The sequence below is a fragment of the Pseudomonas sp. 3B-A001-10F genome (assembly GCF_056313565.1).
Window position 1 is genome coordinate 40,758 of sequence record NZ_JBQYFW010000028.1, and the last position, 25,887, is coordinate 66,644.

The following is a 25,887-nucleotide window of genomic DNA, read 5'->3' on the forward strand; positions in this document are numbered from 1 at the left end:
GGAATGACTCAGTTTCACCGCATCGCCGCTCTGTTGGCACTGGCTCTTGTGCTCGGCGGTTGCACCAGCAAACCGGTTTACAACGCCAAGGAAGAGTTCTCGCCCAACCTAGGTTTCACCCAGCAACAGATGAGCCGCGCCATCGTCACTGCGCTGAACGATCGCCAGTGGGTCGTGCAATCGGTACGTCCGGGCATGATCAAAGCGGCGATCACCGTACGCGGTCGCCATCACGCCGAAGTCGATATTCCGTTCACCCCGACTTCGTTCGAAATCGACTACCGCAGCAGCTACGGCCTCGATGCCAAGGACGGCAAGATCCACGGCAACTACAACCGCTGGGTCAACCGCCTGCGCGACAACGTGCTCAAAGAGCTGTCGATCAACCCGGACATCGAGTTCGTCAACGACCTGGGCATCGTCAAACAAGGCGCTGACGAGCCGACTTACCTGAGCTTCCGCGAAGGCGTCAAACGCGCCACCGACGCCGGCCTGCTCGACGGCAGCGTGAAGTTCTACCTGGCTGGCGAAACCCTGCCCAAGCAAGTGCGCAAACTCGACACCGTGAGCAGCAGCCGCAAAACCAACGGCTCGAACAAATCCGACGAAGACGCCTGCTTCTGGGCCCTGCAGTCGGCCTTGGCGACTCTGCAGAACGCCGCAAAAAAAGCCGACGCCAACGCGGTGATCAACATCGCCAGCGTCGACCAGCGCGACCTGTACAAAGACACCGAAAAATTCCAGTGCCGTGCCGGGCTGGTGGTGTCGAGCGTGGCGTTGCGCGGAGATCTGGCGCACGTGGATTGATGGGATTGCAGAAACGACAAAGGGCGCCATTCGGCGCCCTTTCACAAACAGGTTGGCTTGTCATCGCCGATTACCTGTCTGGCTCTGCGATGGCTGGTCACCCAGGATCCTCAGAGTCTCACAAGCCCCTTGCGGGAACATTTTGGGGCGTTGCCCAACATCCTGAGGCGGGCACGGGCAATCGTCCCATGCACTTTGGCGATGAACCGAAGATCTCCCCCTGCTTCATCCAGGCAAATCTCAAGATAGGTCACCAAGTCCTCTTCAGTTTTCAAATAATCGATTGAGTCCCAGTTCGTGAATTTTTCGATCATGTTTTTTCTTGATGATTTCTGGCGTTAAGAAAATTAACGTCCTTAGGTTATTCACACAAGGCACTCACTTCTGAAGTTTTCGTAGGGAATGCACTGACCTTGTGTAGTCCAGATCGCAATCACCTCAAATCCGCGATCAAGCGAAGATAAATTTTCTCGCCACAAGGGCACCATTCGGCGCCCTGCTCATTTCAGCTCTACACTCGTCCGGACAGGCCGTCGCACCGCGCCTGATGGAACGGCGAGCCTATCAGCCCTGCACTCGCGGTTCTCTTTCACCGTCAAGGAGATGACTATGCAAGTGAAAGCCCTGATCGCCGCTGCGCTTTTCGCACTACTGCCCAGCGCCAGCCACGCCACCAACCTGATGTACATGCCCTTCGAAACCGTGCTGTCGGACGCGATTCGCGCCGGACGGCTGGATGGCAGTGTGAAGTTCTATCTGCTCGGCAATGGGCCGCAGGGCACTCAGCAGTTACTGCGCCGGGGGGTGGTCAGTGATTTGAAGACCAACGGGTTCAACAAGAGCGACCACAACTCCTGCGAGTGGGTGTTGCAGTCGAATCTGATCAAGCTGCAGGCCGATGCCAAACGGGTCGGGGCGAATGCGGTGGTCAATATCGTCAGTTACTACGACCAGCATGTGCGCAAGGATTTGAATACGTACGAGTGTCGGGCGGGGATTTTTGTCACGCGGGTGGCGTTGAAGGGGGATTTGGTGCGGTTGCCCTAACGGCAAGATCAAAAGATCGCAGCCTTCGGCAGCTCCTACAATGGAATTCGCGTTTCCCTGTAGGAGTTGCCGAAGGCTGCGATCTTTTAAGCGGACTCGACCTTGCGTGTGAGCAGGTCGACAAACGCCTTGGCCATCGGCGATTTCTGATCTTTGCGCTGCACCAGCCACACCGCAGACACCGCTTCCGGATCGAGCAACGGGCGGTAGACCACGCCGTCGATGCGCATCCGCTGATAGGACGCCGGCAGCACCGAAACCCCCAACCCCGCGGCGACCAGACCGATGATGGTCATCGCCTCCCCCGCCTCTTGGGCGAAGTGCGGGCTGAACCCGGCATCGCGCGCCAGGCTCAGCAATTGCGCATACAGCCCGCTGCCGTAACTGCGCGGAAAAAACACGAACGGCTCCAGCGCCAGCGCCGAGAGGAACAAGCCCTCCTCCGATCCCTGGGCCAGTGGATGCTTGGAACCGAGCACCGCAACCAACGGCTCGCGCATCAACTCGACCACGCTGAGCGAATCCGGCAAACCCAGCGGGCGCATGATGCCAACCTCTATCGACTCATCCACCAAACCCTCGGCGACTTGCGTGCTGCTCATCTCCCGCAGATTGAGGTGCACCGCCGGAAAACGCTGGCGAAAGGAAAAAATCGCCTGGGGAATGGTCGAGTTGAACGGTGCCGACGAGGTGAAGCCAATCTTCAACTCGCCCAATTCACCGAGTTGCGCACGTCGGGCAACATCCGCCGCTTTATCAACCTGCGCCAGCACCAACCGCGCCTCCTCCAGAAACAATCGCCCCGCCTCACTCAGCTCGACCCGACGATTAGTCCGTTCGAACAGTCGCGCGCCAACCTCTTGCTCCAGCGCCTGAATCTGCTGGCTCAGCGGCGGCTGAGAAATCCCCAGCACTTGTGCGGCGCGGCCAAAATGCAGCTCTTCGGCGACGGCGATGAAGTAGCGCAGATGACGCAATTCCATGGAAACCCCATTAGGTCGTTAAAGCTATCAAACAGGTCGAACAATATATTGGATAGAAACATTAGCCAGCTATATGATTTTTTCATTGCCTGCCTGGCCGTGCCCTCCGAGGTCTGAAGTGAAAATTGCTGTCGCGCCCCTAGCCCATGAAGTCCCGCCTGCTGCGGCGGACGATGTCGTCGCCGAGCTGCAAGAGATCTACATCGAAAAAGGCACGCCGATGTTCATGCGCACGGTGCTGGCGCTGTTCAGCGGCGGATTCGCGACGTTTGCCCTGCTCTACTGCGTGCAGCCGATGATGCCGCTGCTGTCCCACGAGTACGGAATCAACGCCGCGCAGAGCAGCCTGATCCTCTCGGTGGCCACCGGCATGCTCGCCATCGGCCTGCTGATCACCGGGCCGATTTCCGATCGGGTCGGGCGCAAACCGGTGATGGTGACCGCTCTGTTCGCAGCAGCGCTGTGCACCATGGCCAGTGCGATGATGCCGAGTTGGGAAGGCGTGCTGATCATGCGCGCGCTGATCGGGCTGTCGTTGAGTGGGCTGGCAGCGGTGGCAATGACCTATCTGAGTGAAGAGATCCATCCGCAACACATCGGTCTGGCGATGGGTTTGTACATCGGTGGCAACGCCATTGGCGGGATGAGCGGGCGCTTGATCACCGGAGTACTGATCGACTTTGTCAGCTGGCATACGGCAATGCTAGTGATCGGCGGTCTGGCGATGATTGCCGCAGCGGTGTTCTGGAAGATCCTTCCCGAGTCGCGCAACTTCCGTTCACGCTCGCTGCACCCGCGCAGTCTGCTCGACGGCTTCACCATGCACTTTCGCGATGCCGGTCTGCCGCTGCTGTTTCTTGAAGCGTTCGTGTTGATGGGCGCGTTTGTCACGCTGTTCAACTACATCGGTTATCGCTTGCTGGCTGCGCCGTACAACCTTGATCAGGTGTTCGTGGGCTTGCTGTCGGTGGTGTACCTGTCGGGGATCTACAGTTCGGCGAAGATCGGTTCGCTCGCCGACAAACTGGGACGGCGCAAAGTGTTGTGGGCGACCATTGCGCTGATGTTTGCCGGCCTTGCCTTGACGATGTTTACGCCGCTGTTGCTGGTGATTGTCGGCATGTTGATTTTCACCTTTGGCTTCTTTGGCGCGCATTCGGTGGCGAGCAGCTGGATCGGCCGTCGCGCGACCAAGGCCAAGGGACAGGCGTCGTCGCTGTATCTGTTCAGCTATTACGCCGGGTCGAGCATTGCCGGCACGGCAGGCGGGGTGTTCTGGCATCTCGGAGGCTGGAACGGGATTGGTTTGTTTATTGGTGCGCTGTTGCTGATCGCGCTGTTGGTGGCGTTGAAACTGGCGAAATTGCCGCCACTCAGCGGTGTCAAAGCCTGAAGCGCAACCCATGTAGGAGTGAGCCTGCTCGCGATAGCGGTGTGTCAGCCAACATATTGGGCGACTGGCTCACCGCTATCGCGAGCAGGCTCACTCCTACAATTGATCTGCGTACGACGTTGAATCGTGGAAACAAAAACGCCCGGCATTTAGCCGGGCGTTTTTTATGGTGTGGCGATCACTCGTGATACTGCGCCGACAATTCATGCACCGCCCGCAGGAACGCACCGGCATGTTCCGGATCAACCTCAGGCGTGATGCCGTGACCCAGGTTGAACACGTGCCCGCTGCCCTTGCCATAGCTGGCCAGAATGCGCCCGACTTCAGTACGGATCGCTTCCGGTTTGGCGTAGAGCACGGTTGGGTCCATGTTGCCTTGCAGTGCAACCTTGTCGCCAACGCGGGCGCGGGCGTTGCCGATGTCGCAGGTCCAGTCCAGGCCCAATGCGTCGGCACCCGCCTCGGCGATGCTTTCCAGCCACAGGCCGCCGTTTTTGGTGAAGAGGATCACCGGCACTTTGCGACCGTCGTGTTCGCGGATCAGGCCGCTGACGATTTTCTTCATGTAGGCCAGCGAGAACTCCTGATACGCCGCCGCCGACAGGTTGCCGCCCCAGGTGTCGAAGATCTGCACCGCTTGCGCGCCAGCCATGATCTGGCCGTTGAGGTACGAGGTCACCGACTGCGCCAGTTTATCCAGCAGCAGGTGCATGGCCTGCGGGTTGTCGTAGAGCATGGCTTTGGTCTTGCGGAAGTCTTTCGACGAGCCGCCTTCAACCATGTAGGTCGCCAGGGTCCACGGGCTGCCGGAGAAACCGATCAGCGGCACACGACCGTTCAGTTCGCGACGGATGGTGCTGACTGCGTCCATCACATAGCCGAGGTCTTTGTGCGGATCAGGGATTGGCAAGGCTTCGATGTCAGCGAGGGTGCTGACGACTTTCTTGAAGCGCGGACCTTCACCGGTCTCGAAGTACAGGCCTTGGCCCATCGCGTCGGGGATGGTGAGGATGTCGGAAAACAGGATCGCCGCGTCCAGTTGTGGATAGCGGTCGAGCGGTTGCATCGTGACTTCGCAGGCGAATTCCGGATTCATGCACAGGCTCATGAAATCACCGGCGTGGGCACGGCTGGCGCGGTATTCCGGCAGGTAGCGGCCGGCCTGGCGCATCATCCACACCGGGGTGACGTCAACGGGTTGCTTGAGCAGGGCGCGGAGGAAACGGTCGTTCTTCAGGGCAGTCATGTCGGCATCCGGAAAAAAAGTGCGGGCATTTTCTCAGAGCGCGACGCAAAAGGCACGGATGCAGGTCAGCCTTTTGTCTATCGGGTCAATTTATTGCGCAATGATCGTTCCCACGCTTTGCGTGGTAACGCCTCCTGTGACGCTCTGCGTCAAGCTTTTTGGGACGCAGAGCGTCCCCGGCTGCATTCCCACGCAGAGCGTGGGAACGATCAATTGCGTTGGAATGCTGATTTTGCAGCACCCAAAAACAACTGTGGGAGCGAGCCTGCTCGCGAAAGGGCCGGTACATCCAACATTACAGTTGGCTGATAGACCGCTTTCGCGAGCAAGCTCGCTCCCACAGGGGTGTTGCTTTGGCTCAGGAGCCGGGATCAGACGCCCAGGTAATCGAGGATCCCTTCGGCGGCGTTGCGACCTTCGAAGATCGCCGTCACCACCAGGTCGGAACCGCGCACCATGTCGCCACCGGCAAAGATTTTCGGGTTGCTGGTCTGGTGCTTGTACTGACCTTGCTCAGGCGCAACAACGCGGCCCTGGCTGTCGGTCTGGATTTCGAACTGTTCGAACCACGGCGCCGGGCTCGGGCGGAAACCGAACGCGATAACCACGGCATCAGCCGGGATGATCTCTTCGGAACCCGGGATCGGCTCTGGGCTGCGACGGCCACGGGCGTCCGGTTCGCCGAGACGGGTCTCGACCACTTTCACGCCTTCAACCTTGTCTTCGCCGACGATAGCGATCGGCTGGCGGTTGTAGAGGAATTTCACGCCTTCTTCCTTGGCGTTCTTCACCTCTTTGCGCGAGCCGGGCATGTTCGCTTCGTCGCGACGATAAGCGCAGGTCACCGACTTGGCGCCCTGACGGATCGACGTGCGGTTGCAGTCCATCGCCGTGTCGCCGCCGCCGAGTACCACAACCTTCTTGCCTTTCATGTCGACGAAATCTTCCGGCGACTTTTCAAAGCCCAGGTTGCGATTGACGTTAGCGATCAGGAAGTCCAGCGCGTCATAAACGCCCGGCAGATCCTCACCGGCAAAACCGCCCTTCATGTAGGTGTAGGTGCCCATGCCCATGAACACTGCGTCGTATTCGGCGAGCAGTTGTTCCATGGTCACGTCTTTGCCGACTTCGGTATTCAGACGGAACTCGATGCCCATGCCAGTGAAGACTTCGCGACGATTGCTCAGCACGGTCTTTTCCAGCTTGAACTCGGGGATGCCGAAGGTCAGCAGACCGCCGATTTCCGGGTTCTTGTCGAACACCACAGGGGTCACGCCGCCGCGTACCAGCACGTCGGCACAGCCCAGACCCGCCGGGCCCGCGCCGATGATGGCGACACGCTTGCCGGTCGGTTTGACCTTGGACATGTCCGGGCGCCAGCCCATGGCGAACGCGGTGTCGGTGATGTACTTCTCGACCGAACCGATGGTCACCGCGCCGAAACCGTCGTTAAGGGTGCAGGCACCCTCGCACAGACGATCCTGCGGGCACACCCGGCCGCAGACTTCCGGCAGGGTGTTGGTCTGGTGCGACAGCTCGGCGGCCTGAAGGATGTTGCCTTCGGCCACCAGCTTCAGCCAGTTGGGAATGAAGTTGTGCACCGGGCACTTCCATTCGCAATACGGGTTGCCGCAACCCAGGCAGCGGTGGGCCTGATCGGCCGACTGCTGGGGTTTGAACGGTTCGTAGATTTCGACGAACTCTTTTTTGCGTTGACGCAACAGTTTCTTCTTCGGATCTTTGCGCCCGACATCGATGAACTGGAAGTCGTTATTCAGACGTTCAGCCATTGTTAAAACCTCATCAAACTCTTCAGGCGCATATCACTGCGGGTTGGCACGAGTGCTGGAAAGCAACGACTTCAGGTTGGCAGCCTTAGGCTTGACCAGCCAGAAACGGCGCAGGTAGTCATCGAGGTTTTCAGCGAGTTCACGACCCCACTCGCTGTCGGTTTCCGCGACGTACTCGTTCAGCACGTTTTGCAGGTGGCTGCGATAGGCTTCCATCGCCTCGCCGCTGATCCGCTGGATTTCCACCAGTTCGTGGTTGACCCGGTCAACGAAGGTGTTGTCCTGATCGAGCACGTAGGCGAAACCACCGGTCATGCCAGAGCCGAAGTTGTAACCGGTCTTGCCCAGAACGCAGACAAAACCACCGGTCATGTACTCACAGCAGTGATCGCCAGTGCCTTCCACAACCGTGTGGGCACCGGAGTTACGCACGGCGAAACGCTCGCCTGCGGTGCCGGCGGCGAACAGCTTGCCGCCAGTGGCGCCATACAGGCAGGTGTTGCCGATGATGGCGCTTTCCTGAGTTTTGTAAACGCTGCCCTTCGGCGGCACGATGGTCAGCTTGCCACCGGTCATGCCTTTGCCGACGTAGTCGTTGGCGTCGCCTTCGAGGTACATGTTCAGACCGCCGGCGTTCCACACGCCGAAGCTCTGACCCGCCGTGCCCTTGAAGCGGAAGGTGATCGGCGCTTTCGCCATCCCTTGGTTGCCATGCTTGCGGGCGATTTCGCCGGAGATCCGCGCGCCGATCGAACGGTCGCAGTTGCAGATGTCCAGATCGAACTCGGCGCCGCTCATGTCGTTGATCGCCGACGAGGCCATCTCGACCATTTTCTCGGCCAGCAAACCTTGGTCGAACGGCGGGTTGCGCTCAACACCGCAGAACTGCGGTTTGTCTGCCGGGATGTGATCGCTGCCCAACAGTGGCGTCAGATCCAGGTGGTTCTGCTTGGCGGTCTGGCCCTCGAGAATTTCCAGCAGATCGGTACGACCGATCAGCTCTTCGAGGGAGCGTACGCCGAGCTTGGCCAGCCACTCACGGGTTTCCTCGGCGACGTAGGTGAAGAAGTTCACCACCATGTCGACGGTACCGATGTAGTGATCCTTGCGCAGCTTCTCGTTCTGCGTCGCGACGCCGGTGGCGCAGTTGTTCAGGTGGCAGATACGCAGGTATTTGCAGCCCAGGGCGATCATTGGCGCAGTACCGAAGCCGAAGCTTTCGGCGCCGAGAATCGCTGCCTTGATCACGTCGAGGCCGGTTTTCAGGCCGCCGTCGGTCTGCACCCGGACTTTGCCGCGCAGGTCGTTGCCGCGCAGGGTCTGGTGGGTTTCAGCGAGGCCGAGTTCCCACGGCGCGCCGGCGTATTTGATCGAGGTCAGCGGCGAAGCACCGGTGCCACCGTCGTAGCCGGAGATGGTGATCAAGTCCGCATAGGCCTTGGCCACACCGGCGGCGATGGTGCCGACGCCTGCTTCGGCTACCAATTTGACCGACACCAGTGCTTTCGGGTTGACCTGCTTCAGGTCAAAAATCAGCTGCGACAAGTCTTCGATCGAATAGATGTCGTGGTGCGGCGGCGGCGAAATCAGGGTCACGCCCGGCACTGCGTAACGCAGCTTGGCGATCAAACCGTTCACTTTACCGCCCGGCAGTTGCCCGCCCTCGCCCGGCTTGGCGCCTTGCGCGACCTTGATCTGCAGCACTTCAGCGTTGACCAGGTATTCCGGGGTTACCCCGAAACGGCCAGTCGCGACTTGCTTGATTTTCGAGCTCTTGATGGTGCCGTAACGCGCCGGATCTTCACCACCTTCGCCGGAGTTGGAACGCGCACCGAGGCGGTTCATAGCTTCGGCCAGGGCTTCGTGAGCTTCCGGCGACAAGGCGCCCAGCGAGATACCGGCGGAGTCGAAGCGCTTGAGCACCGATTCCAGAGGCTCGATTTCACTGATGTCCAGCGGCTTGTCGAGGGTCTTGACCTTGAACAGGTCGCGAATCATCGACACCGGACGGTTGTCCACCAGCGAGGTGTATTCCTTGAACTTGGCGTAGTCGCCCTGCTGCACGGCAGCTTGCAGGGTGTTGACCACGTCCGGGTTGTAGGCGTGGTATTCGCCACCGTGGACGAACTTCAGCAGACCGCCCTGCTGGATCGGCTTGCGCGGACTCCAGGCTTCGGTGGCCAGCGCTTTCTGCTCGGCTTCGATGTCGACGAAACGCGCACCCTTGATGCGGCTCGGCACGCCACGGAAGCTCAGGTCGCACACTTCTTCGGACAGGCCGATGGCTTCGAACAACTGCGCACCGCGGTACGAAGCGATGGTCGAGATGCCCATTTTCGACAAGATCTTCAGCAGACCTTTGGTGATGCCTTTGCGGTAGTTCTTGAACACCTCGTAGAGGTCGCCCAGTACTTCACCGGTGCGGATCAGGTCGCCCAGCACTTCATAGGCCAGGAACGGATACACCGCCGAGGCGCCGAAACCGATCAGCACCGCAAAATGATGCGGGTCACGGGCGGTTGCGGTTTCAACCAGGATGTTGGAGTCGCAGCGCAGGCCTTTTTCGGTCAGGCGGTGGTGTACCGCGCCGGTCGCCAGCGAAGCGTGGATCGGCAGTTTGCCCGGGGCAATATGGCGGTCGCTCAGAACGATCTGGGTCCGACCGGCGCGCACGGCTTCTTCAGCCTGATCGGCAACGTTGCGGATCGCCGCTTCGAGGCCAACGCTTTCGTCGTAGTTGAGGTCGATGATCGCCCGTTCGAAACCCGGGCGGTCGAGGTTCATCAGCGAGCGCCACTTGGCCGGCGAGATCACCGGCGAGCTGAGGATCACGCGCGAAGCGTGTTCCGGCGACTCCTGGAAAATGTTGCGCTCGGCACCGAGGCAGATTTCCAGCGACATCACGATCGCTTCACGCAGCGGGTCGATCGGCGGGTTGGTGACCTGCGCGAACTGCTGGCGGAAGTAGTCGTACGGCGTGCGCACACGCTGCGAGAGCACGGCCATCGGCGTGTCATCGCCCATCGAGCCAACGGCTTCGTAGCCTTGCTCGCCGAGCGGACGCAGGACCTGATCGCGCTCTTCGAACGTGACCTGATACATCTTCATGTATTGCTTGAGCTGATCAACGTCGTAAAACGCCGAACCGTGGTCGTTGTCTTCCATGGTCGCCTGGATGCGCAGGGCATTCTTGCGCAGCCATTGCTTGTACGGATGACGGGATTTCAGACGGTTGTCGATCGCATCAGTGTCGAGGATCTGCCCGGTTTCGGTGTCCACGGCGAAGATCTGGCCTGGGCCGACACGGCCCTTGGCAATCACGTCTTCCGGTTTGTAGTCCCACACGCCGATTTCCGAGGCGAGGGTGATGAAACCGTTGGTGGTGGTGACCCAGCGTGCCGGACGCAGACCGTTACGGTCGAGCAGGCACACCGCGTAGCGACCGTCGGTCATTACTACGCCGGCCGGGCCGTCCCACGGCTCCATGTGCATCGAGTTGTACTCGTAGAACGCACGCAGATCCGGGTCCATGGTTTCAACGTTCTGCCACGCTGGCGGAATGATCATCCGCACACCACGGAACAGGTCGATGCCACCGGTGACCATCAGCTCGAGCATGTTGTCCATGCTCGAGGAGTCGGAACCGACACGGTTGACCAGCGGGCCAAGTTCTTCCAGATCCATCAGATCGTTGGTGAACTTGGTCCGACGGGCCTGCGCCCAGTTACGGTTACCGGTAATGGTGTTGATCTCGCCGTTGTGGGCGAGGAAGCGGAATGGCTGGGCCAGCGGCCATTTCGGCAGGGTGTTGGTGGAGAAGCGCTGGTGGAACACGCAGATCGCGGTTTGCAGGCGCTCGTCGCTCAGGTCTGGATAGAACGCGGCCAGATCGGCCGGCATCATCAGGCCTTTATAGATGATGGTCTTGTGCGAAAAGCTGCAGATGTAGTGGTCGGAGTCGACGGCGTTGGCCACCGACGAACGACGACGCGCACTGAACAGCTTCACGGCCATGTCCTGATCACTCAGGCCTTCGCCGCCGATGTACACCTGCTCGATTTGCGGCAGACGCTCAAGGGCCAGGCGGCCGAGGACGCTGGTGTCGATCGGCACTTTGCGCCAGCCGATCAGTTGCAGGCCTTCAGCGAGGATCTCGCGGTTCATGTTCTCGCGAGCGGCTTCGGCCTTGGCCGGATCCTGGTTGAAGAAGACCATGCCCACCGCGTATTGCTTGGGCAGCTCGACGCTGAAGGTTTCCTGGGCAATGGCGCGCAGGAACGCATCAGGTTTTTGAATCAGCAGACCGCAACCGTCACCGGTCTTGCCGTCGGCATTAATCCCACCGCGGTGGGTCATGCAGGTCAGGGCCTCGATGGCCGTTTGCAAAAGGGTATGACTGGGCTCGCCCTGCATGTGGGCTATCAGGCCGAAACCGCAGTTATCCTTGAATTCATCTGGTTGGTACAGACCTGCTTTCATAGACACTTTCTCACCAGGCTGCCTCTTTTCGAGGCAAATTTCTTTTCAATTCAACCACTTGCGTCCTGCGCCGAACGTACGCCGGCTTGGCGGGGGCAAAAGGGTGGTCATTGTACACAGCGACACAGAGGCTCACAAATTTGACGACGAAATGTCGCAAATTCATGTCGCATTTGTGAAAGGTTTAAAGCGATCTGCTGTGCTAGTCAAAACTTTTTTAATTTTGACCGCAACGACTCAAAGACTACTGTGACGCAGACACCACAAGGCACGCGACCTGAGAAGGCGGCGCGCACTCGTAGAAATTTTGAGGTGCTTGGAGAGGCGGCCTGGGTAAGGCCGCCGAATCTTCAGCGAGTTGTTGCCAGTTCCTGTTGGACGCTGGCGACAGTGCGAGGCCAAGGTTTACCAGCCTGAACCTTCGCTGGCAAGGCCTTGATGGCAGAAACGGCTGCATCACGATTGGCGAAGTTGCCGTAGGTGATCACGTAAAGCGGTTTGCCGTTGAGGACTTTTTTGAAATAACGGTACTCGCCGCCCTGCTCTTTGACGAAGTTTTGCGCTGCCGCTTCAGAGCTGGTGCCGAGGATCTGCACCACGTAATTGCCGGTCGGCTGACCGGCATACCAGCTGCCACCGGCGGCTTTGGCGACGGTCACAGGCTTCTCGGCCGGTTTCGTCGCGGCGACGGGCTTGGCCGGCGCTGGAGCCGGTTTCGTCGCTGGCGCTGCCGGAGCAGGCTTGGCGGTGGCGACTTGTGTTGGCGCAGGAGTCGGTTTGGCCGCCGGAACTGGCACCGGTGTCGGCGCAGGACCTGCGGGAACACCTGCCGGTGGCGCCGAAGTGGTCACGGTTGGCGGTGTAGCGCTGGAGCCTTCCAGAGGCACACCGTCGTCGCCTTCGGTAATACCGCCAGCGGCTTCAGCCAGCGGGCCGCGCATGACCGGTTGCGAGTTACCGACCAGCGGCAACGGCATCGGTTGCGTATTGCCGGCGAACTCGACGTTCGGTGCGCCGCCATTGGCACCCTGCCCCAATGGCAACTGTGCCTGTTCATTGGCAGGAGCGCCGGTGGTTGGCGCCTTATTGCGACCCGGCATCAACCAGGCGGCGGCGACCGCGACCACAACGACGGCGGAAATCGCCAATACGTGTTTCTTCGGCATGTTGAACCCCATACTTGGACGCTTGACCGCAGAGCGGCTGGCAATCATGACTTCGATCAGAGCATCGCGAGCGACCTGGTTGATGTTGCCCGGCCAACCCTCGGCACTTTCGTGAATATCAGAGATCTGATCCGCGGTGAAAAGTTCGACACCCCGGCCGGCACCTTCGAGCCGTTGGTCGAGATATTCGCGGGTCTCTTCTTCGGTGTACGGCTGCAGCTCGATGACGTGGAAACGCTCTTCCTCAAGGTGCAAAGCCTCGAGCTGAGCGATCAGCGACGATTCACCGAACAGGAACACATGCGGGCGACCTTCCGGTGCGCCGGCACCCAGCGCCATCAGCGCTTCGAGAGCGGACTCGTCGAGTTGCTCAGCGTCGTCCACCAACAGATAGACTTCCTGGCCGGTCAGTGCGAGTTGCACCACTTGATCGAGAATCGCGCCAACTTCGGCCTGAGCGACGTTCAGCGCCTGCGCCACCTGGCGCAACACACCGGCAGCATCACCGGCGCCACGGGCGGAAACCACCACGCTCTGTACCGACTGCTTGTTGGTGCTGGCGACCAGCGCCTGACGCAGCAACGTCTTGCCGCTGCCTTGCGGGCCGGTGACCACCAGCAGCAACTGGCTGTAACGCGCCAGATGATGCAGTTGACCCAGCACCGGTTTGCGCTGAGCCGGGAAGAACTTGAAGCCCGGCACGCGTGGCGCGAACGGGTCGTGACTTAACTGGAAATGGCCGAGGAACGCCTCGTCGGCATGCAAACTAGTCATTGGAATCTTTTCAACCTTTAAGCTGAGCCAGGGCGCGGTAATCCGCTCCCAGCGTGGCCTGTAGAACCTCTTTCGGATAATCGTCGGTCACTACCGCTTCGCCCATCCGGCGCAGCAGCACCAGGCGCAGACGACCGTCGATCACTTTTTTGTCGATTGCCATGTGTTGAAGAAAATCGGCTTCGGTCATTTCAGTCGGCGGCACCACTGGCAAGCCGGCGCGCTGGAACAGACGAATACCGCGATCACGCTCCTCGTCACTGATCCAGCCCAGACGCGCGGACATCTCCAGCGCCATCACGGTGCCAGCCGCGACCGCTTCCCCGTGCAACCAGACACCATAGCCCATGTGGGTTTCGATGGCGTGGCCGAAAGTGTGGCCGAGGTTGAGCGTGGCACGTACGCCGGTTTCTTTCTCATCGGCGCCAACCACCGCAGCCTTGGCCGCGCAAGAGCGCTCGATCGCGTAAGTCAGGGCTTTCTGGTCCAGCGCGCGCAGGGCATCGACGTTTTCTTCGAGCCAGGTCAGGAACGGCTCGTCGCAGATCAGCCCGTACTTGATGACTTCGGCCAGACCGGCAGACAGCTCGCGCTCTGGCAGGGTTTTCAGGGACGCCGTATCGATCAGCACCACGTTCGGCTGGTAGAACGCGCCAACCATGTTCTTGCCTAGTGGATGGTTGATACCGGTCTTGCCGCCCACCGAAGAATCGACCTGGGACAGCAATGTCGTCGGAATCTGGATGAAGTCGACGCCGCGCTGGTAACAGGCAGCGGCAAAACCGGCCATGTCACCGATCACACCGCCGCCAAGAGCGATCACGGTGGTGCGGCGGTCATGACGAGCGGTCAGCAGACCGTCGAAGATCAGTTGCAGGGTTTCCCAGTTCTTGAAGGCTTCGCCGTCCGGCAACACCACGGAGATCACCGAGAACTGCGCCAGGCTGCGGGTCAGACGTTCAAGATAGAGCGGCGCAACGGTCTCGTTGGAGATGATTGCCACCTGCCGCCCATGGATATGCGGAGCCAGCAGCTCGGGCTGATCCAACAAACCTTCGCCAATATGAATCGGGTAGCTGCGCTCGCCTAGATCGACCTTGAGTGTCTGCATGTGTCCCCACAGTGAAGATGGAAGCAGGCGTCCTGCCCTGAATTATTGGTTATCTGCGGCCTATAGCGGGTATGACGCCGCTTGCACGCCATCCGCCACAACCTCGGCGGACTGTGACAGGACGCCGAGGATAGCGCATTTCGAGCGCTGCTTTAACGGGGAGGAAGCTGCGCCAGACGATCGAGAATGTCGAGCACCACCATACGTGGCGGCCGCTCGTCGGTTTCCACCACCAGATCGGCAATTTCCCGATAAAGCGGATCGCGGATCGCCAGCAGGTCACGCAGGGTTTTTTCCGGGTTGGCAGTACGCAGCAACGGCCGGTTGCGATCGCGCGACGTGCGGCCGACCTGCTGCTCCACAGAGGCGTGCAGATACACCACTCGCCCACCCTCATGCAGGGCCTTGCGATTGGCATCGCGCATGACTGCGCCACCGCCGGTCGCCAACACCACGCCATCGAACGCGCACAGCTCGGCGATCATCGCCTGCTCACGGTCACGAAAGCCGGGTTCGCCTTCCTTGTCGAAGATCCACGGGATATTGGCGCCCGTGCGCAATTCAATTTCCTTGTCGGAATCTTTGAACGGCAGGCGCAGCTCTTTGGCCAGTAACCGGCCGATGGTGCTTTTGCCAGCACCCATCGGTCCTACAAGAATCAAATTTCGCACAGAATCAACGACTCACAGCAATCGCCTGGTTATTCATGATACGTGGTGTGAGAAATACCAGCAGCTCGGATTTTTTCTCCGATACCACATCACGCCGGAAAAGGCGGCCAAGATACGGCACATCGCCAAGAAATGGCACCTTATCTACGACCTTGCTTTGAGTATTTGAGAAAACACCGCCAATCACGATGGTTTCGCCGTCATTGACCAGCACCTTGGCGTTGACCTCGTTTTTCTTGATCGGCGGCACATCCTGCACTTTGTTCAGGTAATCCGGTTCGTCCTTGGTGACCTTGACCTCCATGATGATGCGGTTGTCCGGGGTGATCTGCGGGGTGACTTCCAGCGACAGCGAGGCCTCCTTGAACGACACCGACGTCGCGCCGCTGGAGCTGGCTTCCTGATACGGAATCTCGGTGCCTTTGAGGATTTTTGCGGTTTCCTTGTCGGAGGTGACCACCTTCGGCTGCGAGACGATTTCGCCGTTGCCGGTCTTCTCCATGGCAGTCAGCTCAAGATCAAGCAGGACATTGTCGGTAATGAAGGCAATGCCGATCCCCGATGTATTACCCACAGTGCCCATGTCGACGAACGGCGAATTGGTGCTGGTACTGCCCGGCGTACCAATGGTGGTCGATGAACCGTTGACCCCGGAAGCGTTCCAGTTGCCCTTGTTCTGGATCGAGCCGCCCCAGCGCACGCCCAGACTTTTGTCGTAATCGACGTTGGCCTCGACAATCCGCGCTTCGATCATCACCTGACGCACCGGAATATCCAGTTGCGCCACGATCCGCCGCAGTTCGTCGAGGCGATCCTGAGTCTGGTAGGCAATGATGTTGTTGGTGCGCTCGTCGACGGTAATCGAACCGCGCTCGTCGATTTTCGCCTCGGCACTGGTCACCGACTGGAACAGCTTGGCGATGTCCGCGGCTTTGGCGTAATTCACTTGCAGCAACTCACGACGCAACGGCGCCAGTTCGGCGATCTGCTTCTGCGACTCCAGTTCCTGACGCTCGCGGGCAGCGATTTCATCGGCCGGCGCCACCAGCAACACATTGCCGATCTTGCGCTTATCCAGGCCCTTGGTTTTCAACACCAGATCCAGGGCCTGATCCCACGGCACATTTTGCAGGCGCAAGGTGATGCCACCCTGCACCGTGTCGCTGGCAACCAGATTGAGGTTGGTGAAGTCGGCGATCAGTTGCAGCACCGAGCGCACATCAATGTCCTGGAAGTTCAGCGAGAGCTTTTCGCCGACGTACGCCTGGCGGTCAGCGTTACGCTTTTGCAGGTCATCGACAGTCATCGGGCGGATGCTGACGGTCAGTTTGTTGTCGGTCTGGAAGGTGGAGTACTCGTAGGTGCCACTGGGTTCAACGGTAATGACTGTGCGATCAGCGGTTACTCCGGCATTGACGAACTGCACCGGGGTGGCGAAATCCTTGACGTCGAGGCGTACCCTCAACTTGTCCGGCAACTGCGTACGGGCGAAGCTGAGGATGATCTTGCCGTCATGTTCCTGGATATCCGGGGCGATGGTCGGATCGGACAGGTCGATGACCACATTGCCTTCCCCCGCCGTACCACGCTGGAAGTCCACACCACGAATCGCCCGGCTTTTCGGCACAAATGCCTTGGCGGGTGCGGCCGCTTTAGCCGTAGTGCGGGGCGCAACGGCTGCAGGGCGCGACGCATCTGCTGGTGCGCCCTGACCGACCACCACGAACAGGTTATTGCCCTCAACCCGCGTGGTGTACGGCGCCAGTTGCGTCAGGCTGACAATCAGCCGCGTGCGCTCCTTGGCCTCAACCACAGTGGCGGTGCGCGCATTGCCGCTGCCCAGATCGAGGTTCTTGCTGGCCAACTCACTGGCGACACCGGGCAGGTCCAGGGCAATCCGCGCCGGCGATTCGGTGGTGTAGCCCTTGGGTTGTGGTGGCGGGCCGTCGAACGACAACTTCAGCTCGACGCGATCACCCGGCAACGCCGCCACGTCCAGCGTCCTCAGATTGGCCGCGAGTACCATCGGTGACATCAGCGCTATCCATAGCGAAAAACCGAGGGTGGAGAAAATCCTGTTCATTGTTCGACTTCCACTATGAGTGCTCTTTCAAAGGAATGGTGCGCGGACGCTCCAGCCAGGCGCCTTCGCCGTCGGGCACGATTTCGACGACATCGACCTGGGTGGCGCTGATGGCGACGATGCGACCGTCGTTGCGCCCCAGGTAATCGCCGACTTTTAACCGATGTACGCCGCCAGCACCGCGCAACAACGCAAAGGAGCCGGAAACATTGGAGATCGTGCCAACCATCTCGAACTGCTCGATGTTGAAACCTTCGAGGTATTGCTTGACCCGGTTGGGGTCGGGCTTGACGTTGCGCGAGCCGTGCTTCTGCCCGGCCAGATCGACGCGCACCTGGCGCGAGAACGGACTGCGCAGGTTGGCCGCGCTGTAAGTGAATGTTGGGTAAGACCGAAATGTCGGGGTTGGTTCAATCTTGCCTGCCGGGCGCAGGCGCACTTCATTCAAGTAGGCATCAAGATCGCTGAAGTCATTGCTGCCACCACAACCGTTCAACGCGAGCAGCGTCATCGACAACGCGATGTAACGAGTCGGGCTCATTTCTGCAGCCCCTTGTCGTTATACCGGTAGGTCTTGGCAAGGATGCTCATGCGCAGCTTCGGCCCGCCCTCTTTATCGGCCGGAGCGAGTTCGAAATCGTGCAAGGTGACAATGCGTGGCAGCCCGGCCACGCCACTGACGAAGGTCGCAAGGTCGTGATAGGCACCGGTGACGGTGATCTGGATCGGCAGCTCGATGTAAAACTGCTGGGTGACCTCCGGCAGCAGTTTGATCTCTTCGAACTCCAGGCCGCTGCCCAGCCCCGTGCGGGTGATGTCTTCGAGCAGGCCCGGCACTTCGGTGTCACTGGGCAATTGGCGCAACAGCACGCCAAAGGTGTTTTCCATCGCCTTCATTTGTTGGGTGTACAACTCAAGGTTGGCCGAAAGACGTGCCTTGCTGGCGAACTGCTCCTTGAGCGTGGTTTCTTCCTCGCGCTTGGCTTCGAGTTGGTTTTCCAGGTCACTGATGAAAAAGTTATAACCGAGCGCCAGGACCAACACCATCAACAGCGCCCCGGCGATGGCTTTCACTGCTGCCGGCCATGAGCCGATGTTGCTGGTATCGAGGTCGTTGAAATCGATGTCGCGCAGACTTTCCAGCCATTCGGACGGCTTCATTGCTCGTCCTCCACGGTGCGGGGCTGGGTCTGCCGTACGGTCAACTCAAACGTGTTGGCCTGATCCACCTGGCCCGCCGTCGTCGCCTTCACCTCGTTGAGACTGGGCGCGTCGAACCAGTCGGAAGCATCCAGATTGCGCATCAATTCGGAGACCCGGTTGTTCGATTCGGCTGCACCGCTGATCGACAGGGTTTTGCCAACCATCTTCACGTCGGTGAAATACACACCGTCCGGCAGCGTGCGCGCCAGTTGATCGAAGATTCGCCCACTGATCTGCCGGTTGCCCTGCAAGTCCTGGATGATGCGCATGCGCTCGACCAGTTGCTGACGACGCGCCTTGAGATCGCTGATCTGTTTGATCCGTTCGTCGACCACAGCAATCTGCTTGCCGATGTAATCATTGCGCGCCACTTGTCGTGCAATGGCGGTGCTGATGACCTGATCGGCAATCAGCACCGCACCGACCGAGCCGACCACCACGCCGATCAAGGCCAGCAGAAAGCGTTTGCGCCGTTCTTCGCGACGCTCCTCGCGCCAGGGTAGGAGGTTGATCCGCGCCATCAGTCGAAACTCCTGAGCGCGAGCCCGCAGGCGATCATCAGCGCCGGCGCGTCGCTGGCCAAAGCCCCGGCGTTGACCTTGCTGCTCAAGGCCATGTTGGCAAACGGGTTGGCTACTTGTGTCGGCGTGCTCAGGCGCTGTTCGATCAGCCGATCCAGCCCGGGCACTGAAGCCGTGCCGCCGGCCAGTAGAATGTGATCGACCGCGTTGTATTGCCCGGAGGCGAAGAAGAACTGCAGCGAGCGCGACACTTGCTGCACCAGCGCCTCGCGAAACGGTTGCAAGACCTCGCTGATGTAATCATCGGGCAGGCCACCCTGTTTTTTCGCCAGCCCGGCTTGTTCGAGGGTCAGGCCATAGCGGCGCTGGATTTCCTCGGTCAGTTGCCGGCCGCCGAACAATTGCTCGCGGGTATAGATGATCTTGCCATTGTGCAGGACGCTGAGCGTGGTCATGGTCGCGCCGATGTCGACCACAGCGACAGTCAGACGCTCCTGAGAAGCCGCCAGTTGCGTGGCCAGCAAGCCGAACGAGCGCTCCAGCGCATAGGCTTCGACGTCGACTACCCGTGCGGTCAGCCCGGCGAGGGCCAGCGCCGCTTCACGAACTTCGACGTTTTCCTTGCGACAGGCAGCGAGCAACACATTGACCCGCTCAGGGTTGCGCGGTGACACGCCCTGGACTTCGAAATCGATGGCGACTTCGTCCAGCGGGTAGGGAATGTACTGATCGGCCTCGATCTTCAGCTGGTTTTCCAGCTCGTCGTCGGACAGCCCGGCGTCCATCTCGATGATCTTGGTGATCACGGCAGAACCGGCCACTGCGACTGCCACGCTCTTGAGCCCGGTGCGCGCCTTGACCAGTAAACGGCTCAGGGCCTGACCGACGCCTTCAAGTTCGGCGATGTTCTTTTCGACCACGGCGTTGACTGGCAATGGCTCTACCGCATACGCCTCGACCCGGTAGCGATCACCCTGACGGCTCAGTTCCAGCAGCTTCACTGACGTGGAACTGATGTCGATCCCCAGTAACGTATTGGCCTTTTTATTGAAGAGTCCCAGCACTACCAATTCCCTATGACTTTCCGTGAGTTACGGACTCTGTAATACGCATTGCGTTCCTTCACCCCGTCTTGACAGAAGCGCAAATGACGCCCCCAGCAGAAAAGTGCTTATAATGCCCAGCGTTTTTTTCCGCTTTTTACTGCAAGCGCGGATGGTTCTGTGTGTAGCCGGAGCCCCGTCGCCAAATTCATTCTTTGCACTGGATGTCCAAAAGCCTTGATTCGTCTGCTGAAATTTTTCGGTTGGTCCATCGTCGCCGTTTTCTGCGGACTGCTTTTAGGTCTCAGCGGCGCGTTTCTTTACCTTAGTCCGGGTTTGCCGTCTGTGGAGGCTCTGCGAAGCATTCAGTTGCAGATTCCGCTGCGGGTCTACTCCAGCGACAACAAGTTGATCGCCGAATTTGGCGAAATGCGCCGCACACCGATCCGTTTCGCCGACATTCCCCCCAATTTCATTAATGCGTTACTAAGTGCTGAAGACGACAATTTCGCCAACCACTATGGCGTCGATCCGAGCAGCCTGATGCGCGCCGCGACCCAACTGGTCAAAAGCGGACACATTCAGTCCGGCGGCAGCACCATCACCATGCAGGTAGCGAAGAACTTCTTCCTGACCAGCGAACGCAGCTTCTCGCGCAAAACCACCGAAATTCTTCTGGCCCTGCAGATCGAGCGACAGCTGACCAAGGATGAAATCCTTGAGCTGTACGTGAACAAGATCTATCTGGGCAACCGCGCCTATGGCATCGAAGCAGCGGCGCAGGTGTATTACGGCAAGTCGATCCGTGATGTCAGCCTGGCGCAGATGGCGATGATCGCCGGCCTGCCGAAAGCCCCGTCGCGTTTCAACCCGCTAGCCAACCCGGCGCGCAGCAAAGAACGCCGCGACTGGATCCTCGGGCGCATGTACAAGCTTGGCAAGATCAGCGAAGCGGACTACACCGCTGCGATCAACGAACCGCTGAACGCCAGCTATCACGTGCCGACCCCGGAAGTGAATGCACCGTATATCGCTGAAATGGCTCGTGCCGAGATGGTCGGTCGTTATGGCAGCGACGCTTACACCGAAGGTTTCCGCGTTACCACCACGGTGCCGAGCAACCTGCAGGAAATGGCCAACACCGCGCTGCACGAAGGTTTGATGACCTACGACCAGCGTCACGGCTACCGTGGCCCCGAATCGCGTCTGCCGGGCAAGACCCGTGAGGCCTGGGCAAGTGAACTGACCAAGCAGCGCACCATCAGCAGCCTGGAGCCGGCCATCGTCACCCAGGTCGACAAGAACGGCCTGCAAGTGCTGACCCGTACCGGCGAAGAGCACGTCGCCTGGGACACCATGAAATGGGCACGACCGTTCCTCAACACCAACAGCATGGGCGCCAATCCGCGCCAGCCGTCGGATGTCGCGGCGGTCGGTGATCTGGTTCGCGTGCAGCGTCAGAAAGACAATTCACTGAAGTTCAGCCAGATCCCCCAGGCTCAAGGTGCGCTGGTGTCGCTGGATCCGCAGAACGGCGCGATTCGCTCGCTGGTTGGCGGTTTCGCCTTCGAACAGAGCAACTACAACCGTGCGATGCAGGCCAAGCGTCAGCCCGGCTCGAGCTTCAAGCCGTTCGTCTACAGTGCCGCGCTGGATAGCGGCTACACTGCCGCCACGCTGGTCAACGACGCGCCGATCGTGTTTGTCGACGAATATCTGGACAAGGTCTGGCGCCCGAAGAACGACACCAACACCTTCCTCGGCCCGATCCGCCTGCGTGAGGCGCTGTACAAGTCGCGTAACCTGGTGTCGATCCGCTTGCTGCAGGCGATGGGCGTAGGCAAGACCATCGACTACATCACCCGTTTCGGCTTCAACAAGCAGGATCTGCCGCCCAACCTGTCGCTGGCGCTGGGTACTGCAACGCTGACGCCGATGGAGATTGCGACCGGTTGGAGTACGTTCGCCAACGGCGGTTACAAGATCACCCCGTACATCATCGACAAGATCGAAAGCCGTAATGGCGATACGCTGTTTCTCGCCAACCCGCCAACCGTGCCTCAGGGCGGTTCGGCGACGGACGGTATCGCCGCACCGCACACCGATTCGTTTACGGTCAACGCCACACCGGTTGCGGGCGAGGCGCCGGGCAGCGCGGCCGTGCCGCAAACACCGGCAGTGGCTGAGCGAATTGTCGATGGCCGCACCACTTACATCCTCAACAGCATGTTGCAGGACGTGATCAAGCTCGGCACCGGCCGTCGCGCGCTGGCGATGGGCCGCAGCGATATCGCCGGCAAAACCGGTACCACCAACGAATCGAAAGATGCCTGGTTCTCCGGTTACAACGCCGACTACGTGACCACGGTCTGGACTGGCTTCGATCAGCCGGAAAGCCTCGGTCGTCGCGAGTTCGGTGGCACCGTGGCGCTGCCGATCTGGATGAACTACATGTCGGCTGCGCTGAAGGACAAGCCGCCGCACGTGCAGCCTGAGCCGGAAGGTTTGCTGAGTCTGCGCGTGGATCCGGTCAGTGGCCGTGCGGCGACGCCGAGTACGCCGGGCGCGTATTTCGAGCTGTTCAAGTCTGAAGACACGCCGCCGTCGGTGAATGAGCTGGGTAATGGCGCCGTACCGGGCAGCCCGCTGCCAGCGGATGAGCAGGCGCCGATCGATCTGTTCTGATCCTGAAGTAGCAAAAAGCCCCGCCTTCGTGAGATGTGCGGGGCTTTTTTATGGCTGAAGATCTAGAGCCCCTCACCCTAGCCCTCTCCCGGAGGGAGAGGGGACTGACCGAGTTGTCTAGCGCTCTACATCGACCTGAGAGAGCTGTGTCGATTATGGATTCAAAACAATACGTTCAGGTCGGCGTAACTCCCGAACATCCCCCAATCAGTCCCCTCTCCCCCTGGGAGAGGGCTAGGGTGAGGGGGCTCTTGATCTTCAGGCAATAAAAAACCCCGACTCTATCGAGCCGGGGCTTTCGTTTGAAGCGCTACAACGGCTTAGCCGTTGAACACGTCATCCACGCTTTTCAGCGGGTAGTTCTTCGGATACGGCAGAGTCGCCACACCGGTCTCGATCGCGGCTTTGGCCACAGCGTCGGAGATCAGGGTGATCAGGCGCTTGTCCATTGGCTTCGGAATGATGTACTCACGGCCGAACTCCAGCGGAGCACCACCGTAGGCATCGCACACGTCCTGAGGAACAGGCAGCTTGGCCAGTTCACGCAGGGCGTTGGCGGCAGCCACTTTCATTTCTTCGTTGATGCGCTTGGCGCGAACGTCCAGGGCACCTCGGAAGATGAACGGGAAGCCCAGCACGTTGTTGACCTGGTTCGGGTAGTCCGAACGGCCGGTGGCCATGATCACGTCGCTACGGGTAGCGTGCGCCAGCTCCGGGGAGATTTCCGGATCCGGGTTCGAGCAAGCGAACACGATCGGGTTGGCCGCCATCGACAGCAGGCCTTCTGCGCTCAGCAGGTTCGGGCCGGACAGACCGACGAACACGTCAGCGCCTGCCAGTGCGTCAGCCAGGCTGCGCTTCTCGGTGGCGTGAGCGAATACCGCTTTGTACTGGTTCAGGTCGTCACGGCCGGAGTGGATCACGCCGGTACGGTCAACCATGAAGATGTTTTCGATGCGTGCGCCCATGCTCACCAGCAGTTTCATGCAGGAGATGGCGGCAGCGCCGGCGCCCAGGCAGACGATTTTCGCTTCCGGCAGGGTTTTGCCAGCGATTTCCAGGGCGTTGATCATGCCCGCAGCGGTCACGATCGCGGTGCCGTGCTGGTCATCGTGGAATACCGGAATGTCGCACTGCTCAATCAGAGCACGTTCGATCTCAAAGCACTCGGGTGCCTTGATGTCTTCCAGGTTGATACCACCGAAAGTGATGGAGATGCGTTTTACGGTATCGATGAAGGCTTGCGGGCTTTCGGAGTCGACTTCGATGTCGAAAACGTCGATGCCGGCGAAGCGCTTGAACAGTACGCCTTTACCTTCCATTACTGGCTTGGAAGCCAATGGGCCGAGGTTGCCCAGACCGAGAATCGCGGTGCCATCGGAAATGACTGCAACCAGGTTGCCCTTGCCGGTGTATTTGTAGGCCAGTTCAGGATCGCGAGCGATCTCACGCACTGGTTCAGCTACGCCGGGGCTGTAGGCCAGCGACAAGTCGCGAGCGGTAGCAGTGGCCTTGGTGAGCTCGACACTCAGCTTCCCTGGACGAGGATTGGCATGATATTCGAGAGCGGCAGTTTTCAGATCAGACATTTTGGCATTCCGCTTTTTACTGTTGGACAGACTGGTCAGCGAGGATACGCGCCTCGCAAAGTCCCCACAAGACTGAGCGGTCACCCCTGTCAAGCGCCCTGCCCTACGACTTTGGGCCAAGAGCCACGGCGCACAAGGGCTAGACTGTTCACAATCGACAGAAAAAATGTCTACAATTTTTCTTCAGCGCGGCGTTTGCAACATCGAAGGATCCGTCAACGGAAGCAGCCAGCGCGACTGGCCGGATTGCAATCCACCGCGCCGGGAACGATCAACGATCCAGCCGCGAGCCTCGATCTGCTTGCCTTTCAACGCCTGCAACCGGGCATTGTCAAATTGTCCGACCAGATTGGGAGCAACGCGCAATACAAGAGAGTCCTGCAACTCGATCCAGATTCCGCCTCGATTGCGCTGAACCTTGCTCACACGCCCACTGATCACGGCGAAACCCGAGCGCTGGATCTGCTCCGCTTTCAGTACAGGTGATTGCCGCCAGAGGCCCAGCCCGGCCTTTCGCGCACTGCGTTCGGCGGCTTGCTGGCAGGCAACAAGATCGACATTCGGCGCAACCGCGACCTGGAAACCGAGGCCATCGGCGAGCATTTGCGCTTCGAGATTGGCGCCGCTGGTGCTGTAAATATGCGCAAGCGTACGCCCGTAATGGTCTTTAGCTTGCTTGCCGGGGCGCAAACCGACACGTCCGCCGCTGGCATCGACCAGCGCTTGCAGGCGTTTGCGTGCCGCCACGGCGAAGGGTTCGTCGCTGCGGCCCTGCCTGCCCAGCTCAGGCGTGTTGAGGCCGATCATGCGTACGCTGCGACCGTCGCTCAGGCGCAGCGTGTCGCCATCGACCACGCGCTGCACGGTGACGCTGGCCAGTCCCGCAGGCGCCGGACAGAAGGCCTGCGCGCCGGATAGCCAAATCGCAGACACAAAAAAGGCGCCCGCGAGGGACGCCTTTTTCAGCAACGAGGAAAAGCCCACCGGGCCCTTCAACCTTACTCTGCAGCAGCAGGTTTCTTGCCGAAAGCACCGAAACGGTCTGCGAAGCGCTGAACGCGGCCGCCAGTGTCCAGAGTCTTCTGCTTACCGGTGTAGAACGGGTGGCATTCGTTGCAAACGTCGATTGGCAGAGCTTTGCCGAAAGTCGAACGAGTTTCGAACTTGTTGCCACAGCTGCAGGTAACAGCGATGACTGGGTAATTCGGGTGGATATCAGCTTTCATGGTGTCTTCCTCAGCTAGCGTGCCGCCACCCAACACTATTGTTGAATACCGCACGTAATTAGGCCGCGGA

The 25,887-nt window shown here is 59.8% G+C and carries 20 protein-coding genes; 4 read left to right on the plus strand and 16 right to left on the minus strand.

Annotated elements, in window-relative coordinates:
• The first annotated feature begins 3 nt into the window (after positions 1-3).
• Positions 4-807: a hypothetical protein gene (locus tag AC0ZWN_RS22075; RefSeq protein WP_476336496.1), complete on the plus strand. Its 804-nt coding sequence runs from the start codon at positions 4-6 to the stop codon at positions 805-807.
• A gap of 110 nt (positions 808-917) precedes the next feature.
• On the opposite strand, the gene AC0ZWN_RS22080 is transcribed toward AC0ZWN_RS22075, so the two are convergent.
• A complete protein-coding gene (locus AC0ZWN_RS22080) occupies positions 918-1,121 on the minus strand; it encodes a helix-turn-helix domain-containing transcriptional regulator (protein ID WP_093430087.1) in 204 nt (67 codons plus the stop codon).
• A gap of 295 nt (positions 1,122-1,416) precedes the next feature.
• On the opposite strand from AC0ZWN_RS22080, the gene AC0ZWN_RS22085 reads away from it, so the two are divergent.
• Positions 1,417-1,854 (plus strand): excinuclease, encoded by a 438-nt coding sequence (locus tag AC0ZWN_RS22085; protein WP_095120715.1) that lies wholly within the window; start codon positions 1,417-1,419, stop codon positions 1,852-1,854.
• Between the two features lie 86 nt (positions 1,855-1,940).
• Here AC0ZWN_RS22085 and AC0ZWN_RS22090 read toward each other — a convergent pair whose 3' ends face one another.
• The gene (locus tag AC0ZWN_RS22090) at positions 1,941-2,837 is read right to left on the minus strand and encodes a LysR family transcriptional regulator (RefSeq protein ID WP_034152950.1); all 897 of its coding nucleotides are present in this window, start codon (positions 2,835-2,837) and stop codon (positions 1,941-1,943) included.
• Between the two features lie 118 nt (positions 2,838-2,955).
• On the opposite strand from AC0ZWN_RS22090, the gene AC0ZWN_RS22095 reads away from it, so the two are divergent.
• Positions 2,956-4,230, plus strand: a complete 1,275-nt coding sequence (locus AC0ZWN_RS22095; protein ID WP_476336499.1) for an MFS transporter — start codon at positions 2,956-2,958, stop codon at positions 4,228-4,230.
• Between the two features lie 178 nt (positions 4,231-4,408).
• Here AC0ZWN_RS22095 and hemE read toward each other — a convergent pair whose 3' ends face one another.
• The 11 genes from hemE to AC0ZWN_RS22150 all read right to left on the minus strand — a co-directional run bounded on the left by hemE (position 4,409) and on the right by AC0ZWN_RS22150 (position 20,338).
• Positions 4,409-5,476 (minus strand): uroporphyrinogen decarboxylase, encoded by a 1,068-nt coding sequence (gene hemE, locus AC0ZWN_RS22100; protein WP_100846503.1) that lies wholly within the window; start codon positions 5,474-5,476, stop codon positions 4,409-4,411.
• A 371-nt stretch (positions 5,477-5,847) separates the two neighbouring features.
• Positions 5,848-7,266 (minus strand): FAD-dependent oxidoreductase, encoded by a 1,419-nt coding sequence (locus AC0ZWN_RS22105; RefSeq protein WP_007909438.1) that lies wholly within the window; start codon positions 7,264-7,266, stop codon positions 5,848-5,850.
• Positions 7,267-7,299: 33 nt separating this feature from the next.
• Positions 7,300-11,745 carry a glutamate synthase large subunit gene (gltB, locus tag AC0ZWN_RS22110; RefSeq protein WP_476336500.1) on the minus strand — a complete coding sequence of 1,482 codons (4,446 nt, stop codon included), beginning with the start codon at positions 11,743-11,745 and terminating at the stop codon, positions 7,300-7,302.
• A gap of 350 nt (positions 11,746-12,095) precedes the next feature.
• Entirely contained in the window at positions 12,096-13,685 is a 1,590-nt protein-coding gene (locus AC0ZWN_RS22115; RefSeq protein WP_476336501.1) for an AAA family ATPase, read from the minus strand.
• A gap of 10 nt (positions 13,686-13,695) precedes the next feature.
• On the minus strand, positions 13,696-14,796 hold the full coding sequence (gene aroB / locus AC0ZWN_RS22120) for a 3-dehydroquinate synthase (RefSeq protein WP_093430081.1): 1,101 nt from the start codon (positions 14,794-14,796) through the stop codon (positions 13,696-13,698).
• A gap of 152 nt (positions 14,797-14,948) precedes the next feature.
• Complete coding sequence (gene aroK, locus AC0ZWN_RS22125; RefSeq protein WP_011332081.1) at positions 14,949-15,467, minus strand: shikimate kinase AroK; 519 nt, start codon at positions 15,465-15,467, stop codon at positions 14,949-14,951.
• Positions 15,468-15,471: 4 nt separating this feature from the next.
• Positions 15,472-17,550 (minus strand): type IV pilus secretin PilQ, encoded by a 2,079-nt coding sequence (locus tag AC0ZWN_RS22130; RefSeq protein WP_476336503.1) that lies wholly within the window; start codon positions 17,548-17,550, stop codon positions 15,472-15,474.
• A 13-nt stretch (positions 17,551-17,563) separates the two neighbouring features.
• Positions 17,564-18,091 carry a pilus assembly protein PilP gene (locus AC0ZWN_RS22135; RefSeq protein WP_257356863.1) on the minus strand — a complete coding sequence of 176 codons (528 nt, stop codon included), beginning with the start codon at positions 18,089-18,091 and terminating at the stop codon, positions 17,564-17,566.
• Positions 18,088-18,711 (minus strand): type 4a pilus biogenesis protein PilO, encoded by a 624-nt coding sequence (gene pilO, locus AC0ZWN_RS22140; protein WP_476336506.1) that lies wholly within the window; start codon positions 18,709-18,711, stop codon positions 18,088-18,090. The genes AC0ZWN_RS22135 and pilO overlap by 4 nt, the downstream gene beginning before the upstream one ends.
• On the minus strand, positions 18,708-19,274 hold the full coding sequence (locus tag AC0ZWN_RS22145) for a PilN domain-containing protein (RefSeq protein WP_095047205.1): 567 nt from the start codon (positions 19,272-19,274) through the stop codon (positions 18,708-18,710). The genes pilO and AC0ZWN_RS22145 overlap by 4 nt, the downstream gene beginning before the upstream one ends.
• Positions 19,274-20,338 (minus strand): pilus assembly protein PilM, encoded by a 1,065-nt coding sequence (locus tag AC0ZWN_RS22150; protein WP_093430076.1) that lies wholly within the window; start codon positions 20,336-20,338, stop codon positions 19,274-19,276. Before AC0ZWN_RS22150 ends, AC0ZWN_RS22145 begins: the two co-directional genes overlap by 1 nt.
• 219 nt (positions 20,339-20,557) lie before the next feature.
• Between AC0ZWN_RS22150 and AC0ZWN_RS22155 the strand changes: the two genes are divergently transcribed.
• On the plus strand, positions 20,558-23,002 hold the full coding sequence (locus AC0ZWN_RS22155; RefSeq protein WP_407082808.1) for a penicillin-binding protein 1A: 2,445 nt from the start codon (positions 20,558-20,560) through the stop codon (positions 23,000-23,002).
• Positions 23,003-23,322: 320 nt separating this feature from the next.
• On the opposite strand, the gene AC0ZWN_RS22160 is transcribed toward AC0ZWN_RS22155, so the two are convergent.
• The 3 genes from AC0ZWN_RS22160 to rpmE form a co-directional block, all read right to left on the minus strand.
• Complete coding sequence (locus tag AC0ZWN_RS22160) at positions 23,323-24,591, minus strand: malic enzyme-like NAD(P)-binding protein (protein ID WP_090280412.1); 1,269 nt, start codon at positions 24,589-24,591, stop codon at positions 23,323-23,325.
• Between the two features lie 183 nt (positions 24,592-24,774).
• Positions 24,775-25,575, minus strand: coding sequence for a thermonuclease family protein (locus AC0ZWN_RS22165; protein ID WP_476336508.1), 801 nt, complete (start codon positions 25,573-25,575; stop codon positions 24,775-24,777).
• A gap of 14 nt (positions 25,576-25,589) precedes the next feature.
• Positions 25,590-25,817 carry a 50S ribosomal protein L31 gene (rpmE, locus tag AC0ZWN_RS22170; protein ID WP_016984589.1) on the minus strand — a complete coding sequence of 76 codons (228 nt, stop codon included), beginning with the start codon at positions 25,815-25,817 and terminating at the stop codon, positions 25,590-25,592.
• Between the last annotated feature and the right edge of the window lie 70 nt (positions 25,818-25,887).

Coding starts and splice junctions, on each gene's coding strand:
- AC0ZWN_RS22075 (WP_476336496.1), top strand. CDS start 4: ATGACTCAGTTTCACCGCATCGCCGCTCTGTTGGCACTGGCTCTTGTG.
- AC0ZWN_RS22085 (WP_095120715.1), top strand. CDS start 1,417: ATGCAAGTGAAAGCCCTGATCGCCGCTGCGCTTTTCGCACTACTGCCC.
- AC0ZWN_RS22160 (WP_090280412.1), bottom strand. CDS start 24,591: ATGTCTGATCTGAAAACTGCCGCTCTCGAATATCATGCCAATCCTCGT.
- gltB (WP_476336500.1), bottom strand. CDS start 11,745: ATGAAAGCAGGTCTGTACCAACCAGATGAATTCAAGGATAACTGCGGT.
- AC0ZWN_RS22105 (WP_007909438.1), bottom strand. CDS start 7,266: ATGGCTGAACGTCTGAATAACGACTTCCAGTTCATCGATGTCGGGCGC.
- AC0ZWN_RS22115 (WP_476336501.1), bottom strand. CDS start 13,685: ATGACTAGTTTGCATGCCGACGAGGCGTTCCTCGGCCATTTCCAGTTA.
- AC0ZWN_RS22090 (WP_034152950.1), bottom strand. CDS start 2,837: ATGGAATTGCGTCATCTGCGCTACTTCATCGCCGTCGCCGAAGAGCTG.
- AC0ZWN_RS22080 (WP_093430087.1), bottom strand. CDS start 1,121: ATGATCGAAAAATTCACGAACTGGGACTCAATCGATTATTTGAAAACT.
- AC0ZWN_RS22130 (WP_476336503.1), bottom strand. CDS start 17,550: ATGAACAGGATTTTCTCCACCCTCGGTTTTTCGCTATGGATAGCGCTG.
- aroB (WP_093430081.1), bottom strand. CDS start 14,796: ATGCAGACACTCAAGGTCGATCTAGGCGAGCGCAGCTACCCGATTCAT.
- AC0ZWN_RS22145 (WP_095047205.1), bottom strand. CDS start 19,274: ATGGCGCGGATCAACCTCCTACCCTGGCGCGAGGAGCGTCGCGAAGAA.
- hemE (WP_100846503.1), bottom strand. CDS start 5,476: ATGACTGCCCTGAAGAACGACCGTTTCCTCCGCGCCCTGCTCAAGCAA.
- pilO (WP_476336506.1), bottom strand. CDS start 18,711: ATGAAGCCGTCCGAATGGCTGGAAAGTCTGCGCGACATCGATTTCAAC.
- AC0ZWN_RS22135 (WP_257356863.1), bottom strand. CDS start 18,091: ATGAGCCCGACTCGTTACATCGCGTTGTCGATGACGCTGCTCGCGTTG.
- rpmE (WP_016984589.1), bottom strand. CDS start 25,817: ATGAAAGCTGATATCCACCCGAATTACCCAGTCATCGCTGTTACCTGC.